Origin of the sequence: Pseudomonas pisciculturae (assembly GCF_015461805.1) — a bacterium.
GTDB lineage: Bacteria > Pseudomonadota > Gammaproteobacteria > Pseudomonadales > Pseudomonadaceae > Aquipseudomonas > Aquipseudomonas pisciculturae.
On sequence record NZ_JACVZE010000014.1, the window covers coordinates 1 to 15,203 of the forward strand.

Sequence of the window (15,203 nt, forward strand, 5' to 3'; positions counted from 1 at the left end):
GCATAATCTATTTTTGTCGGTCATTGGCGAGGTTATCCGCTGGCCAGCGCCTTGGGTGGTGGAGCAAGTGGGCGGCATTCTCGACCCGGACCTTACGGCGATTACCGTGCAGTTTCCTGCGCAGGCCATGTGGCGTCCTGAGGATCAGATCCAAGTCAACCTGTTGTACAGCGACGCCAGCAACACCATCGAATACAAAGCCAGTGCACGGTTTGACAGCCTCCCCAACAACAACGGTACGTTATCGTTTGTGCTGACGGACGCCAATATCAAGCGGTTTGACGGGCTGCGCCTGGAGGTGTTCTACGTGCTGCTGCGCAACGGGCAGGAATCACTGCGCGAAAGCTACCAAGTGGGCGAACCCAAACGTGACATGCCGGCGCCGCAGATCGAGAAGGAAAACGGCGGCCAACTGGACCCGGGCGATGTGCCGGGTGGCGCCGAGGTGCTTGCCCCGTTCACCGGCACCTTGGTTGGCGACCGGATGACGCTGTTTTGGAGTGGGCCGCTGGCCAGCACCCAGGTAGAAAAAGATGTGGTGCAAAGTGGCGCCCAGACCAAGTTTGTGGTGGCGCACGCCTTCATCGCGGCCAATCTGGGCCACGAGGTACTTGCCTGGTACATCCTTCAACGCGGCACAGAAAGGCCACGTTACTCTGAAATCACGCCCGTGCTGATCGCCGAGGGCTTGGCAGACCTGCCGCCACCGGACTTGATCCAAGCGGTCATTACCGGCCCAGGCACGGCGACGCTGGTCCCACTGGATGCCCTGAATGGCAGCAAATTACGGGTCAGTTATGCCGGGATGCGTAACGACGACGAGATCAAAGCCTACGTGAGCGGCACGCCGGGTGACGGCTCGCCTGACATCCCCAGCAAGTGGGGCGATGCGGCCACGCAGTGGGTAGAGTTTGATGTTTCCAGGGAGACGGTTGCGGCCAACATTGGCAATGCCAACCAGGCAGTGACGTTTAAGTACGTCGTCACGCGTGCTGGCAAACCGAAGGATTCGCAAGTGCTGACGGTGACGGTATTGCCGATACCGCAGGATGAGTTGAATAAAACGATTATCCGCATCAACGAGGCGGACCCGCATACCCAGATATTGGATCTGACGAAAGTCACCGAGGGGGCGACGTCATATGTGGGTACCTGGCCGTTTATTACCGCGCCATGGCCTGTTTGGCTTCGGCTCATGGGCAAGAAAAATGGGGTGGATTATGCGCATACGCTCTATGACGGCAGTGCAGGGGCTTACGTCAATGCGGGCTGGGTCGCCAATGGTTACTTTGAATACCCCGTGCCTTACGAATACTTGAAAGAGCTGGATCATGGCTCAGAGTTGAGCATGGAGTTCAAGGCGGCGTTTAGTGGGAGTACGGTTGAGGCGGATGCAATTCTATTTCCAGTAACGTTTTATTCGATTGCCAATCAACCCAAGGTATCAATCACTTGGGACTTTAATGACAACACATTCCAAGGATGGCTTCCTCAAGGCGGTTATGCAGTGGACAACGACCTGAACGTCGCTGGCGGAGTAGTTAGGGCATTTACCAATGGGGGGCGAGAGTTTTATGGCCCGGTGATGATTTGCCCTGTTCAGGTCGTAGCAGGCCGTACTTACGACTTTGGTTTTTCTGCGCGTGCTCGTGGCCCAGGCACCAACTCATCAATTCTTGCACTGATCATCAACGGAGTACCGATTGGCAACTATGTTGACACCAGAAATGAGTTTGCGTGGAAATACGGCTCCGGCGTATTCACCGCCACAGCCACACAAGGAGTAATACTGGGAATATATAGCTATGTAAGCAGCGGCGCGGGTAATGACTTCGACATTGATGACATTTGGATGAAAGAGCGCTGAACCAAACGCTCGCTTTATGGCTAAGAATGAAATATGCAGGGGATAGGTGTTTTTTATCTGCCCTACCCCGTTTAATCCCCTGTTAATCTACCCGACACAGCATCCTGGCACTGCCTTAGGAGCCTTGCCAATGCGACTAACCCGCTCATTCTGGGCCTCGAACCTGCTGCTCATCTGCGCCCTTCCTGTATTCGCCGCGACCGAAAGCCCTACCTACGGCCCGGAACTGCAGGGTTTTCAATATCCCTACCCCGTTGAACATTTTCAGTTCCAATCCCAGGGCAAATCCCTGCAAATGGGCTACATGGACGTCCCAGCCAAGGGCAAGGCCAACGGCCGCAGCGTCGTCTTGATGCACGGCAAAAACTTCTGCGGCGCCACTTGGGAAGGCTCGATCAAGGCCCTGAGTGAGGCGGGCTACCGTGTGATAGCCCCGGATCAGATTGGTTTCTGTTCATCCAGCAAGCCCGATCACTATCAATACAGCTTTCAGCAACTGGCACTGAACACCCACCAACTGCTGGAAAAACTCGGCGTTCAAAAGGCCACCCTCCTCGGCCACTCCACCGGCGGCATGCTCGCCACACGTTACGCACTGATGTACCCCGATCAAACCGAGCAGCTTGCCCTGGTCAACCCCATTGGCCTCGAAGACTGGAAGGCACTGGGCGTGCCGTCCCTCAGCGTCGACCAGTGGTATCAACGCGAGCTGAAGGTCAGCGCCGAGGGTATTCGCAAGTACCAACTCAACACCTATTACGTCGGGCGTTGGAAGCCCGAGTACGAGCGCTGGGTAGATATGTATGCAGGCCTGAGCAACGGCCCAGGGCATACGCTGGTGGCATGGAACTCGGCGTTGATTTACGACATGATCTTCACCCAGCCGGTGTACTACGAGTTCAAAGACTTGCAGATGCCCACGCTCCTGCTGATCGGCACGTCCGATAATACCGCCATCGGCAAGGATGTCGCACCGCCAGCGGTCAAGGCAAAGCTCGGTAACTATGCCGTGCTGGGCAAGCAAGTGGCCAAGCTGATCCCCCATGCCACCCTGGTGGAGTTCCCAGGTTTGGGGCACGCACCACAAATGGAAGAACCGGCCCAGTTCCATAAAGCGCTGTTGCAGGGTTTGAACGCCCTTTAATCCAACCTTTTCGAGGCACTCGTGCATGTCGGTACAGATCGCAATCATTGATGATTGGCAGAATGTCGCCAGTGGTGTGGTGGATTGGTCGGCCCTTGAGGCAGTGGGCAGCGTGCATTTTCTGCACGACTACCCGGCCGATACTGCCGTGATGATCGAGCGATTGCGGGGGTTCGAGGTGATCTGCGTGATGCGCGAACGCTCCACCTTCGACAAAGCCCTGCTGCAAGGCCTGCCCAAGCTTAAATTGCTGGTGACCGGCGGCATGCGCAACGCCGCTATCGATATTGCCGCCGCCAAGGCACTAGGCATCACTGTGTGCGGCACCGACAGCTATAAACACGCGGCGCCGGAGTTGACCTGGGCGCTGATCATGGCCTCAACCCGTAACCTGCTGGCCGAAGCCAATTCGCTGCGCGCCGGCGGGTGGCAGGTTGGTCTGGGAGGGGATCTGTACGGCAAGACGCTGGGAATCCTTGGCCTGGGCAGCATCGGCCAGAAGGTCGCGCAATTCGCTCAGGTGTTCGGCATGCGTGTAATTGCCTGGAGTGAAAACCTCACGCCGGAACGCGCAGCGCAATGCGGCGTGACTTGGGTCAGCAAACAGGCGCTGTTTGAACAGGCCGACATTCTGACCGTGCACCTGGTACTCAGCGAACGCAGCCGTGGCTTGGTGGATGCCCAGGCGCTGAGTTGGATGAAACCGAGCGCGCGCTTGGTCAATACCGCCCGTGGGCCGATTGTGGATGAGCAGGCGTTGGTGGCTGCACTGGAAAGTGGCGCCCTCGCAGGGGCTGCACTGGATGTGTTCGCCGAAGAGCCATTGCCGGTGGATCACCCCCTGCGCCGCTTGCCCAATGTGCTGGCCACGCCCCATGTGGGGTATGTGAGTGAGCAGAATTACCGGCAGTTTTATCAGCAGATGATCGAAGACATCCAAGACTGGGCCAAAGGCGTACCCATCAGAGTGCTTGGCTGACGCACCATGCGGGAGCACGCGCACCCTTGTGGCGAGGGAGCTTGCTCCCGTTGGGCTGCGCAGCAGACCCAATGTCAACCAAGAGCGGGGCCGCTGCGCGCCCCAACGGGAGCAAGCTCCCTCGCCACAAAAAGCCGACTTTCAAACGCTGTTTTGAAAGCTGCATAAGGTTACAAGTTTTTTGTCCTACAAAATCCTCTCACAAACCCTACAGGCTCTAGGATCTGTCCTAGACTCATGACCGATGGGTCCGATCGAAAACAAAAACCCCGCAAAAAATCGAAACTTTCCAACTCTGCCGTAGGTCCAGTTTTAAGGTAAGGCGATTCATTGGCGTTCACCGCTGATGCCGTCTATCCAATCTTTTTTTGACATTCGTGCAACTGGCATACGCCTTGCCAGTTTGTACAGTGCTTGTGCGCCTGGCCGCAGGATGCGGTCATCGGAGCTAGTGGCAGCGGGCCATTAGCCGACCAACATGTGGGAGAGAACTATGATCAGTGCCGCTGTAGATATTCAGGGAGAGCGTGTCAGTCAGGCGGTAGGGGGACCTTCATTGGTCGACCTGCCCAACACTGTGCGGCCGATCGTGAGTCAGAATCCCAATCGCAAGAAAGTCCTGTTTGTGACCTCCGAGTTTGCCGACCTGGTGAAAACCGGCGGCCTGGGGGATGTGTCTGCCGCCCTGCCCCGCGCCATGGCGCACCTGCATGATGTTCGCGTGTTGATCCCCGGCTATCCGCAAGTGATGGAAAGCGACAACCCGATCCATATTGTCGGCGAACTGGGTGGCCACGCTGCGCTGCCGCCGTGCAAGATCGGGCGTATGGACCTCAAGGACGGCCTGGTCATCTATGTGTTGATCTGCCCCGAGCTCTACGAGCGTGAAGGTACGCCCTACGGCGCCAACAATGGCCGCGACTGGCCAGACAACCATATTCGCTTCGCCCGCCTGGGCTTGGCCGCCGCCGACATGGCCGCCAACCTGGCGCAGATTCACTGGTGCCCAGACCTAGTGCACGCCCATGACTGGCCCGCTGGCTTGGCCCCGGCCTATATGCACTGGCGTGGGTCACGTACCCCAACCCTGTTCACCATCCATAACCTGGCCTATCAGGGCGTGGTCAGCCTGGCTTCGACGCCGGAGCTGGGCATCCCGCCCCATGCCCTGCAACAGGAAGGCATGGAGTTCTACGGGAAGATGTCGTTCCTCAAGGCCGGCATGGCGTATTCCAGCCACATCACGACGGTGAGCGCCACCTACGCCCAGGAAATCACCACCCCGGAATTTGGCTGCGGTCTCGATGGCTTCCTCGCCAGCAAGACCCAGCAAGGTTTGCTCAGCGGTATTCCCAACGGTATCGATGAAAGCTGGGAAACCTCTACCGACACCCACCTGACTCACAACTTCAATATTGGCGACTGGGAAGGCAAGGCCATCAACGCCGCCCATGTACGTGAGTTGTTTGGCCTGCATGACTCCACAGGCCCGCTGTTCGCCGTGGTCTCGCGCTTGGTCTATCAGAAAGGCCTGGACCTTACCGAAGCTGTTGCCAGCTTTATCGTCGAAAATGGCGGGCAAATTGCGATTATCGGCCGTGGCGAGCCGGAAGAAGAACAAGCCATGCGTGAGCTGGCCCTGCGCTTTCCCGGCCAGGTCGGTGTACGCATCGGCTTCAATGAAACCGACGCCCGCCGCATGTTTGCCGGTAGCGACTTTTTGCTGATGCCTTCGCGCTACGAGCCGTGCGGCCTGAGCCAGATGTACGCGCAGCGCTTTGGCTCCTTACCGGTGGCACGCAATACCGGCGGTTTGGCAGACACCATCGAAAACGGCGTCACCGGCTTTCTGTTCAATGAATCCACGGTGCAAAGCTATGAAGAAGCCGTCAGCCGCGCCTTCAAGGTCTTCGCCTACCCAGGCCTGCTCAACGCCATGCGTTGCCGCGCCATGACCCAGCCTTTCAACTGGTGCCAGGCGGTAGAACCCTACGCCGAGCTGTATGAACAGTTGGTAGTGAAAGCCCAGGGGAAATCCGCTAAATAATCAAGGGAGGTCTCTATAGATGCCGTTACGGACTCTGGAAACCTGGCCCCACGGCGCAATCATGCTGGACGCGCAACACACGCGTTTTGCCTTGTGGGCGCCAGACGCGTTTTATGTCAGCGTTGAATTGGAAACCGGCAAGTCCGTCGCCATGCTGCCCCAGGCAGAAGGCTGGTTTGAAACCGAAATAGCGTGCCCGGCGGGCACGCGCTACCGCTTCAACATCGACGGGGAAAAAGATGTGCCAGACCCCGCGTCCCGGGCCCAAGCCTCGGACGTACATGGCTGGAGCCAGGTAGTCGACCCGCTCGCCTATCAGTGGCGGCACAGCCAGTGGCAAGGCCGCCCTTGGCACGAGGCGGTGATTTACGAAGTGCACGTCGGCGCGCTGGGCGGCTATGCCGGGGTGGAAAAACACCTGCCGCGCCTGGCCGAACTGGGCGTAACCGCCATTGAATTGATGCCGCTGGCGCAGTTCCCCGGCGAACGAAACTGGGGCTACGACGGCGTGTTGCCCTACGCGCCCCAAGCCTCCTACGGCACCCCCGAACAACTCAAACACCTGATCGACAGTGCCCACGAACACGGCCTGGCGGTGATGCTCGACGTGGTCTACAACCACTTCGGCCCCGACGGCAACTACCTTGGCCAATACGCCCAAGGCTTTTTTCGCGAAGACGTGCACACGCCCTGGGGCGCGGGCATCGACTTCGACCGCCGCGAAGTGCGGGACTTCTTTCTCGATAACGCCCTGATGTGGTTGCTCGAATACCGCTTCGACGGCCTGCGCCTCGACGCCGTGCACGCCATCGACAACCCCGGGTTCCTGAAGGAATTGGCCCAACGCGTTCGCCAGCAAACAGACATCGGCCGTCACGTATGGCTGGTACTGGAGAACGAGTTCAACCAGGCCAACCTGCTGGAGCACGATTTTGATGCCCAGTGGAATGACGACGGCCACAACGCCCTGCACGTGCTGCTCACTGGCGAGACGGATGCCTATTACAGTGACTTCGCCACTGACACCACCGCCAAACTTGCCCGTTGCCTGAGCGAAGGCTTTATCTACCAGGGCGACACTACCCGCCATGGGCATACCCGCGGCGAGCCTAGCGCACACCTGCCGCCCAGCGCCTTTGTGTTGTTTTTGCAGAACCACGACCAAATCGGCAATCGCGCCCTGGGCGAACGCTTGCACCAACTGTGCTCACCCCAGGCACTCAAGGCCGCCACAGTATTGTTACTGATGTCGCCCATGATCCCGCTGATGTTCATGGGCGATGAAGTCAACGCCTGCGAGCCGTTTTTGTTCTTCACCGACCATCACGGCGAACTGGCGCAAGCGGTACGCGAAGGCCGGCGCAGTGAATTCGCTGACTTTGCCGCCTTCCACGATCCCGAGCGACGTGAACGCATCCCCGATCCGAATGCCCTGCCCACCTTCCAACAATCGGCGCCGTCGTTTGCCGACAACGAACACACTCAGCTATATCGCCAACTTTTGAGCCTGCGCCACCGCCACATCGTGCCGCATTTGCCTGCCAGCATGGCACTGGGCGCGCAGGTGCTGGCCGATGCAGCCGTGACGGCCCGATGGCGCTTGGGCGACGGCAGCCTATTGCAGATCGACCTCAACCTGAGCGGCGTTGCGCTGGACCATCCTGCGGCCGAGCATCTGTTATTCGAAACGCCTGCCAACCAGGGCACCCAGCTGCCGCCCTACAGCGCACGCGTTACCCTATCCCCTGTTGGAGAGCACCCTTGAGCGATGCGAACCTGGAAATCCTCGCCAGCCGAGCCGGGCTGGCCGTCGATTGGATCGACGCAAACGGCCGCCCGCAACGCGTAACACCTGACGCCCTGCGCGCCGTCCTCAAAGGCTTGGGCCACCCCGCTGACAGCGACGCCGAGATCGACGCCAGCCTGCGCGAGCTGGAACACGTGCAACTGGATAAACAACTGCCGCCCCTGCTCACCATCGACAGCGGCGAGGGCCTTGACCTGGCCCGCTATTTCGAACCCGACACCCAATGCCGGGTCAGCCTCGAAAGCGGCGAAACCCTGGAGCTGCGGTTGGACGGCGACGGCGTACTGCCCGGCGTGATTGCCTTGGGTTATCACCAGGTGCATATCAACGACCAGACCTTCACCCTGGCCGTGGCCCCCACCCACTGCTACAGCGTGGCCGAAGCGGTCGACAGCCAACCCGCCCGCGCCTGGGGCCTCAGCGCGCAACTCTATGCGCTGCGCCGCCTGGGCGATGGCGGCTTCGGCGATACCCTGGCCTTGGAGCATCTGGTGCGCGCGGCGGCCGAACGCGGTGCCGATGCCCTGGCGATCAGCCCCATGCACGCCATGTTCAGCGCCGACACTGGGCGCTACAGCCCGTACTCGCCGTCCAGCCGGCTGTTTCTCAATAGCCTGTATGCCTCCCCCGGTTGCATCCTCGGCGAACGCGAAGTGCGCAACGTCATCGAGGCCATCGGGCTGACCGATGAGTTGCGCGCCCTAGAGCAAAACACCCTGATTGACTGGCCCGCCGCTGCCGACGCCAAGCAACGCCTGCTGCGCGCCTTGTATGAAGATTTCCGCCACGGCCAGCACCCGTTGCATGCCGACTTCCTCAGCTTCCGCCAAGCCGGTGGTGAAGCGCTGGAAAACCACTGCCGCTTCGAAGCCGTGCAAACGCTGCGCGCCGGCGCTGGCGAGGATCTCGACTGGCGCCACTGGCCTGAAGAATGGCGCTCACCCCAGGGCCCGGCACTCACCCGGTTTGCCGAAGAACACGCCGACGAAATCGGCTACTTTGCCTTCAGCCAATGGCTGATCGCCCGCTGCCTTGCGCGTGCGCAACAAGCCGCCCAAGGCAGCGGCATGGGCGTCGGCCTGATCGCCGACCTGGCCGTGGGCGCCGATGGCGGCGGCAGCCAGGCCTGGAGCCGTCAGGATGAATTGCTCGCCGACCTCACCGTGGGCGCACCACCGGACATTCTCAACCGCGCTGGTCAAGGCTGGGGCATCTCCGCGTTTTCGCCCGAAGGCCTCAAGCGCAATGGCTTTCGCGCCTTTATCGAAATGCTGCGGGCTAACTTCGCCCATGCCGGCGGCTTGCGTATCGACCATGTGATGGGGCTGCAACGCCTGTGGGTGATCCCCATGGACGCCTCGCCCCGTGAAGGCGCGTACCTGTATTACCCGGTGGACGACCTGCTGCGCCTGCTCGCGTTGGAGTCCCACCGTCACCAAGCCATCGTCCTCGGTGAAGACTTGGGCACGGTGCCTGATGGCCTTCGGGAAAAACTGATTGGCCGCTCGATCCTCGGCATGCGCGTGCTGTTGTTCGAGCAAAACCACGAGGGCCAATTCAAGCCGATTCTCGACTGGCCGGACAACGCCTTGGCCACCACCAGCACTCATGACCTGCCGACCCTCAACGGGTGGTGGCACAGCCGCGATATCGAATGGAATATCCAGCTCGGCCTGATCGACGCCCCCACCGTGGAGCAATGGAGCGAACACCGCCTACGTGAACGCCAGGCCTTGCGCCAGGCGCTGAGCCAGGACCCACAGAATTTCGTCGATGAGATCCGCAATGACACTGACCATATGATCGACGCCAGCGTACGTTACCTGGGCCATACCCGTGCACCGTTGGTGCTGCTGCCGTTGGAAGACGCCCTGGGCGTCGAAGAACAAGCCAACTTGCCGGGCACCACCGACACCCATCCCAACTGGCGGCGACGCCTGCCGGGTGAAGCCTCGGCCCTGCTCGATAACGACAGTGCCGCGCGCCGCCTGGAACTGCTGGCCGTTGCCCGTAATCAAGCCTATGAGCGTGACCGATGAAGGCCCTGCCACTGCGCGCCACCCAGCGCCTGCAATTCCATAAGGGCTTTACCCTGGATGATGCGGTGCCACTGGTGCCGTACTTCGCCAAACTCGGTATCAGCCACCTCTATGCTTCGCCCCTGCTCAGCGCCCGCGCCGGCTCCATGCATGGCTATGACGTGGTCGACCCCACTCGCGTCAACCCGGAGCTGGGCGGCGAGCCCGCGTTGCGGCGCCTTGTCGCTGCCCTGCGTGAACACGACATGGGCCTGATCCTGGATATCGTCTCCAACCATATGGCTGTAGGCGGCGCCGATAACCCCTGGTGGTTGGACCTGCTGGAGTGGGGCCGCTTGAGCCCCTACAGCGAATTCTTCGATATCCAGTGGCATTCACCCGACCCGTTGCTCAAGGGTCAATTGCTGATGCCGTTCCTCGGCAGCGACTACGGCGAAGCGTTGCAGACCGGCACCGTGGCGCTGCGTTTTGATGCTGTGCACGGCGAGTTTTATGTCGAGCACTACGAACACCGTTTTCCGATTTGCCCTAAGGACTACGCAGCGATTCTGGGCCACGACGAATTGCTCAAGCCTCTGTCAGAACGCTTCAGCGCCCTCGCCTATCAAGACGACGCCTATCACGAAGCGGCGTGGCTCAAACAAGCACTGGCCGAGCGGGCTACCGACAGCAACGTGCTACACGCCATCGAACGGCAAGTGGCGGCGTTTGACTTCGACCGCCTACATCAGCTGCTGGAACAACAGGCTTACCGCCTAGCCAGCTGGCGCACCGCCGCGGACGACATCAACTGGCGGCGATTCTTCGACGTCAACGAACTGGGTGGCCTGCGGGTAGAGCGCACAGCGGTGTTCGAGGCCACCCACGGCAAGATTTTCGAACTGATTAGCGAAGGCTTGGTGGACGGCCTGCGCATCGACCATATCGACGGGCTGGCCGACCCACGCGGCTATTGCCGCAAACTGCGGCGCCGGGTGGACTCACTGGCGCCGGATCGTCACTTGCCGATCTTTGTCGAGAAGATCCTCGGTGAAGGCGAAACCTTGCGCGAGGACTGGCAGGTCGACGGCACCACCGGCTATGAATTCATGAACCAGCTGTCGCTGCTGCAACATCACCCGGACGGTTTCGAACCACTGGCCGAGTTGTGGACACGTCATAGCGAACGCCCCTCGGCTTTTATGGAAGAAGCCCGGCTGGCCCGCCAGCAGATCCTCAATGGTTCCCTCGGCGGCGACTTTGAAAGCGTGGCCCAGGCCCTGCTGCAAGTGGCCCGCGACAATGTGATGACGCGTGACTTGACCCTGGGTGCAATCCGCCGCGCCTTGCAGGAATTGATCGTGCACTTCCCGGTGTATCGCACCTATATCAGTGCGCGCGGGCGCAGCGAGGCCGACGACAAGCTCTTCGAGCACGCCATGGAGGGCGCGCGCAGCACCCTCGGCGAAGGCGATTGGCCGGTGCTCGACCATCTGGCCACTTGGCTGGGCGGCGAGCCCTGGCGTCATCGCCCGGTGGGCCGTGAGCGCAAGATCCTCAAGCATGCTTGCGTGCGCTTCCAGCAACTGACCTCGCCCGCCGCCGCGAAGGCCGTGGAAGATACGGCGTTCTATCGCTCGGCAGTGCTGCTGTCACGTAACGATGTAGGCTTCAGCACCGAGCAGTTCAGCGCGCCATTGGCCGATTTTCATGCGGTCAATCAACAGCGCTTGCAGAGCTTCCCGGACAACCTGCTGGCCACCGCCACCCACGACCACAAACGCGGCGAAGATACCCGTGCCCGACTGGCGGTACTCAGTGAGTGCGCGCCATGGTTTGTGGAACAGGTGGAGCACTGGCGCACCCTCGCTGCGCCGCTACGAAGCGAAAGCAGCCCCTCGGCCGGTGATGAGCTGATCCTGTATCAAGTGCTGCTGGGCAGTTGGCCGCTGGACCAGGCTGACGACTTTGCCGGCTACCAACAGCGGCTATGGCAGTGGCAACAAAAAGCCCTGCGTGAAGCCAAGCTGCAAAGCAGTTGGAGCGCGCCCAACGAGGCCTATGAGCAAGGCGTCAAGGCATTCCTGTCGCGCCTGTTGCTCAGCGACGAAGGCCTCGCCCTGCGCACGGCCATCGGCAGTGCCGCCCAAGCCATCGCACCCGCGGGAGCACTCAATGGCCTGGCGCAATCCTTGCTTCGCATGACCGTGCCGGGTGTGCCAGACCTGTACCAGGGCGATGAGTTCTGGGACTTTAGCCTGGTGGACCCGGACAACCGTCGGCCGGTGGATTTCAACGCTCGGCAACAGGCGCTGGATACCCCGCCTGATATTGGCGAACTGCTGTTCAACTGGCGAGACGGGCGTATCAAGCAAGCGTTGATCGCTCAGGTACTGGGCTTGCGCAAGGCCCATCCTGAACTGCTGCGCAGTGGTGCTTACACGCCGCTGGACGTGGTGGGCAAACACGCTGAGCGGGTGGTCGCATTCGCTCGCGAACACCAGGGCAAATACCTGCTGGTGGTGGTGCCACGCTGGCCTCATCACTTGCTTGAAAACGGTGTTCACCCTCAGATCAATGCGCAGATTTGGGGCGATACACGGGTGAAATTACCGTTCACCGTGCCAACACAAAACTGGAAGGGACTTTTTCATACGGGCGCAGTCACACCAAACAAGGAGCTGTTGGTCAGCACTGCCCTGGGGGATTTCCCGGTCAATGTCTTTATCAATCCTGATGATCAAGAAAGCTGAAAATTTTCTGTGAGGAGCATTGCGATGAGTACTGAAGACAAACGCGTACGCGAGTTAGCGCATCAGATCTGGGAGTCTGAGGGTAAACCCCACGGGGAAGATGCGCGGCATTGGGAGATGGCGCGCAAACTGGCAGAAGCCGAAGCGCTGACGCCAAGCAAGCCTAAAGCTGCCACCAAGCCGAAGACGACTGCACCCAAGCCTGCAGCCAAAGCCAAACCACCGGCCCCGACTGCGAGCAAGCCGACCCCGCCGGCCGCCAAGAAGCCGCCAGCGCCAAAAAAGCCAAAGCCTTAATCGGTCTAGCCTTTCAAGCCTCCTTTCGGCGCTGCCGGAAGGGGCTTATTTCATTACTCATATCGTCAGCTGAAATTTCGTCAGCACGGCCGCATTCGGCCTGAAAAAAGACTCTTGCAGGAGCAACACCATGAGCAAACCCGAAAAAAACCCACCGACGCCGAGCAACGAGCCGTCGCGGATTCGTGAAGGTTTGCCCTTCCCCCTTGGCGCGACCTGGGATGGCCTGGGCGTCAACTTTGCACTGTTTTCCGCCAACGCCACCAAGGTGGAGTTGTGCCTGTTCGACGATGCCGGCGAAGTGGAGCTGGAACGCATCGAACTGCCTGAATACACCGATGAGACCTTCCACGGTTATCTGCCCGACGCCCACCCAGGGCTGATCTACGGCTACCGTGTGTACGGCGCTTACGACCCGGCCAACGGGCATCGCTTCAACCACAACAAATTGCTGATCGACCCCTATGCCAAGCAACTGGTGGGCGAGCTCAAATGGTCCGAAGCACTGTTCGGCTACACCATCGGCCACCCCGATGATGACCTCAGCTTCGACGAACGCGACAGCGCGCCCTTCGTGCCCAAATGCAAAGTGATCGACCCGGCGCACACCTGGGGTAATGACCAGCCAGTGCGAGTGCCGTGGGACCGTACGATCATTTATGAAACCCACTTGCGTGGCATCAGCATGCGTCACCCCTCGGTGGCGGAGTCGGTGCGCGGCACCTGCGCCGGCTTGATGGAAGACGATGTGCTCAAGCACATTCGCCAGTTGGGTATTTCATCGGTCGAGCTGCTCCCGGTACACGCCTTCGTCAACGACCAGCACCTGCTGGAAAAAGGCATGACGAACTATTGGGGCTATAACAGCATCGCGTTTTTCGCCCCCGACCCACGCTATTTGGCCAGCGGCAAGATTGCCGAATTCAAAGAGATGGTTGCGCACCTGCATGAGCAGAAGCTCGAAGTGATCCTCGACGTGGTTTACAACCACACAGCCGAGGGCAACGAGCGCGGCCCTACCCTGTCGATGCGCGGTATCGACAATGCCTCGTACTATCGGTTGATGCCGGACGACAAGCGTTTCTACATCAACGATTCCGGCACCGGCAACACCCTCGACCTGAGTCACCCGTGCGTGCTGCAAATGGTCACCGACTCACTGCGCTATTGGGCGACCGAGATGCATGTCGACGGCTTTCGCTTCGACCTGGCAACTATCCTCGGCCGCTACCGTGAAGGGTTTGATGAGCGCCACAGCTTCCTCGTCGCCTGTCGTCAGGACCCGGTATTGCGCCAACTTAAATTGATTGCCGAGCCGTGGGACTGCGGCCCGGGCGGTTATCAGGTGGGCAACTTTCCGCCGGGCTGGGTGGAGTGGAACGACCGTTTCCGCGACACCGTGCGGGCGTTCTGGAAAGGCGACGACGGCCAACTGGCAGACTTCGCCGCGCGCATGACCGCCTCTGGCGAGATGTTCAACCACCGTGGCCGGCGGCCTTACAGCTCGGTCAATTTCATCACCGCCCACGACGGCTTCACCCTGCACGACCTGGTGTCGTACAACGACAAACACAACGAAGCCAACGACGAAAACAACCAGGACGGCAGCAACAACAACCTGTCGTGGAACCATGGCGTCGAAGGCCCTACCGACGACCCTGAAATCAACGCGTTGCGCCTGCGCCAGATGCGCAATTTCTTCGCCACCCTGCTACTGGCCCAGGGCACGCCGATGCTCGTGGCGGGCGATGAGTTTGCCCGCACCCAGCACGGTAACAACAACGCCTATTGCCAAGACAGCGAGATTGGCTGGGTCAACTGGGATTTGGACGAAGACGGCAAGGCGCTGCTCAAGTTTGTAAAACGCTTGATCAAGCTACGCTTGGCGTATCCGATCCTGCGCCGTGGTCGTTTCCTGGTGGGCGATTACAACGAAGACATCGGTGTTAAAGACGTCACCTGGCTGGCGCCCGGTGGCGAAGAAATGACCACTGAGCAATGGCAAGACAGCCATGGCCGCTGCCTGGGCATGCTGATGGATGGCCGCGCTCAGGAAACCGGGATTCGCCGCGCAGGCGCCGATGCGACCTTGCTGTTGGTGGTGAATGCTCACCATGACATGGTCAACTTCCGCCTGCCGCCTGTGCCACAAGGTGAGTTCTGGACCTGCATGCTCGATACCAACTCCCCCGCGATACGCGGCCAGGAGCGCTTTGATTTCGAACACGAATACGCAGTGACTGGCCGCTCGTTGCTGTTGTTTGAATTGCAGCGCGACGACGAGGTGTGAA

The 15,203-nt window shown here is 60.2% G+C and carries 9 protein-coding genes; all 9 read left to right on the forward strand.

From position 1 onward, the window contains the following. Positions 1 to 1,867 (forward strand): hypothetical protein (locus tag ICY20_RS27190; RefSeq protein WP_194939123.1); only part of this gene is annotated, 1,867 nt, incomplete at its 5' end. Positions 1,868 to 1,997: 130 nt separating this feature from the next. After that, positions 1,998 to 3,011 (forward strand): alpha/beta fold hydrolase, encoded by a 1,014-nt coding sequence (locus ICY20_RS27195; protein WP_194939124.1) that lies wholly within the window; start codon positions 1,998 to 2,000, stop codon positions 3,009 to 3,011. Positions 3,012 to 3,036: 25 nt separating this feature from the next. Then, entirely contained in the window at positions 3,037 to 3,990 is a 954-nt protein-coding gene (locus ICY20_RS27200; protein WP_194939125.1) for a D-2-hydroxyacid dehydrogenase family protein, read from the forward strand. Between the two features lie 493 nt (positions 3,991 to 4,483). Continuing rightward, complete coding sequence (gene glgA, locus ICY20_RS27205; protein WP_159961154.1) at positions 4,484 to 6,037, forward strand: glycogen synthase GlgA; 1,554 nt, start codon at positions 4,484 to 4,486, stop codon at positions 6,035 to 6,037. Between the two features lie 19 nt (positions 6,038 to 6,056). Next, entirely contained in the window at positions 6,057 to 7,802 is a 1,746-nt protein-coding gene (gene treZ / locus ICY20_RS27210) for a malto-oligosyltrehalose trehalohydrolase (protein ID WP_194939126.1), read from the forward strand. Beyond that, the gene (gene malQ, locus ICY20_RS27215; protein ID WP_194939127.1) at positions 7,799 to 9,883 is read left to right on the forward strand and encodes a 4-alpha-glucanotransferase; all 2,085 of its coding nucleotides are present in this window, start codon (positions 7,799 to 7,801) and stop codon (positions 9,881 to 9,883) included. The genes treZ and malQ overlap by 4 nt, the downstream gene beginning before the upstream one ends. Beyond that, positions 9,880 to 12,615 (forward strand): malto-oligosyltrehalose synthase, encoded by a 2,736-nt coding sequence (locus ICY20_RS27220; protein ID WP_194939128.1) that lies wholly within the window; start codon positions 9,880 to 9,882, stop codon positions 12,613 to 12,615. The genes malQ and ICY20_RS27220 overlap by 4 nt, the downstream gene beginning before the upstream one ends. Before the next feature lie 24 nt (positions 12,616 to 12,639). Further along, positions 12,640 to 12,912 carry a DUF2934 domain-containing protein gene (locus ICY20_RS27225; RefSeq protein WP_159961146.1) on the forward strand — a complete coding sequence of 91 codons (273 nt, stop codon included), beginning with the start codon at positions 12,640 to 12,642 and terminating at the stop codon, positions 12,910 to 12,912. Positions 12,913 to 13,042: 130 nt separating this feature from the next. After that, positions 13,043 to 15,202, forward strand: coding sequence for a glycogen debranching protein GlgX (gene glgX, locus ICY20_RS27230; protein WP_159961144.1), 2,160 nt, complete (start codon positions 13,043 to 13,045; stop codon positions 15,200 to 15,202). The last annotated feature ends 1 nt before the right edge of the window (position 15,203 follow it).

Coding starts and splice junctions, on each gene's coding strand:
- glgX (WP_159961144.1), top strand. CDS start 13,043: ATGAGCAAACCCGAAAAAAACCCACCGACGCCGAGCAACGAGCCGTCG.
- glgA (WP_159961154.1), top strand. CDS start 4,484: ATGATCAGTGCCGCTGTAGATATTCAGGGAGAGCGTGTCAGTCAGGCG.
- ICY20_RS27225 (WP_159961146.1), top strand. CDS start 12,640: ATGAGTACTGAAGACAAACGCGTACGCGAGTTAGCGCATCAGATCTGG.
- ICY20_RS27195 (WP_194939124.1), top strand. CDS start 1,998: ATGCGACTAACCCGCTCATTCTGGGCCTCGAACCTGCTGCTCATCTGC.
- ICY20_RS27220 (WP_194939128.1), top strand. CDS start 9,880: ATGAAGGCCCTGCCACTGCGCGCCACCCAGCGCCTGCAATTCCATAAG.
- ICY20_RS27200 (WP_194939125.1), top strand. CDS start 3,037: ATGTCGGTACAGATCGCAATCATTGATGATTGGCAGAATGTCGCCAGT.
- treZ (WP_194939126.1), top strand. CDS start 6,057: ATGCCGTTACGGACTCTGGAAACCTGGCCCCACGGCGCAATCATGCTG.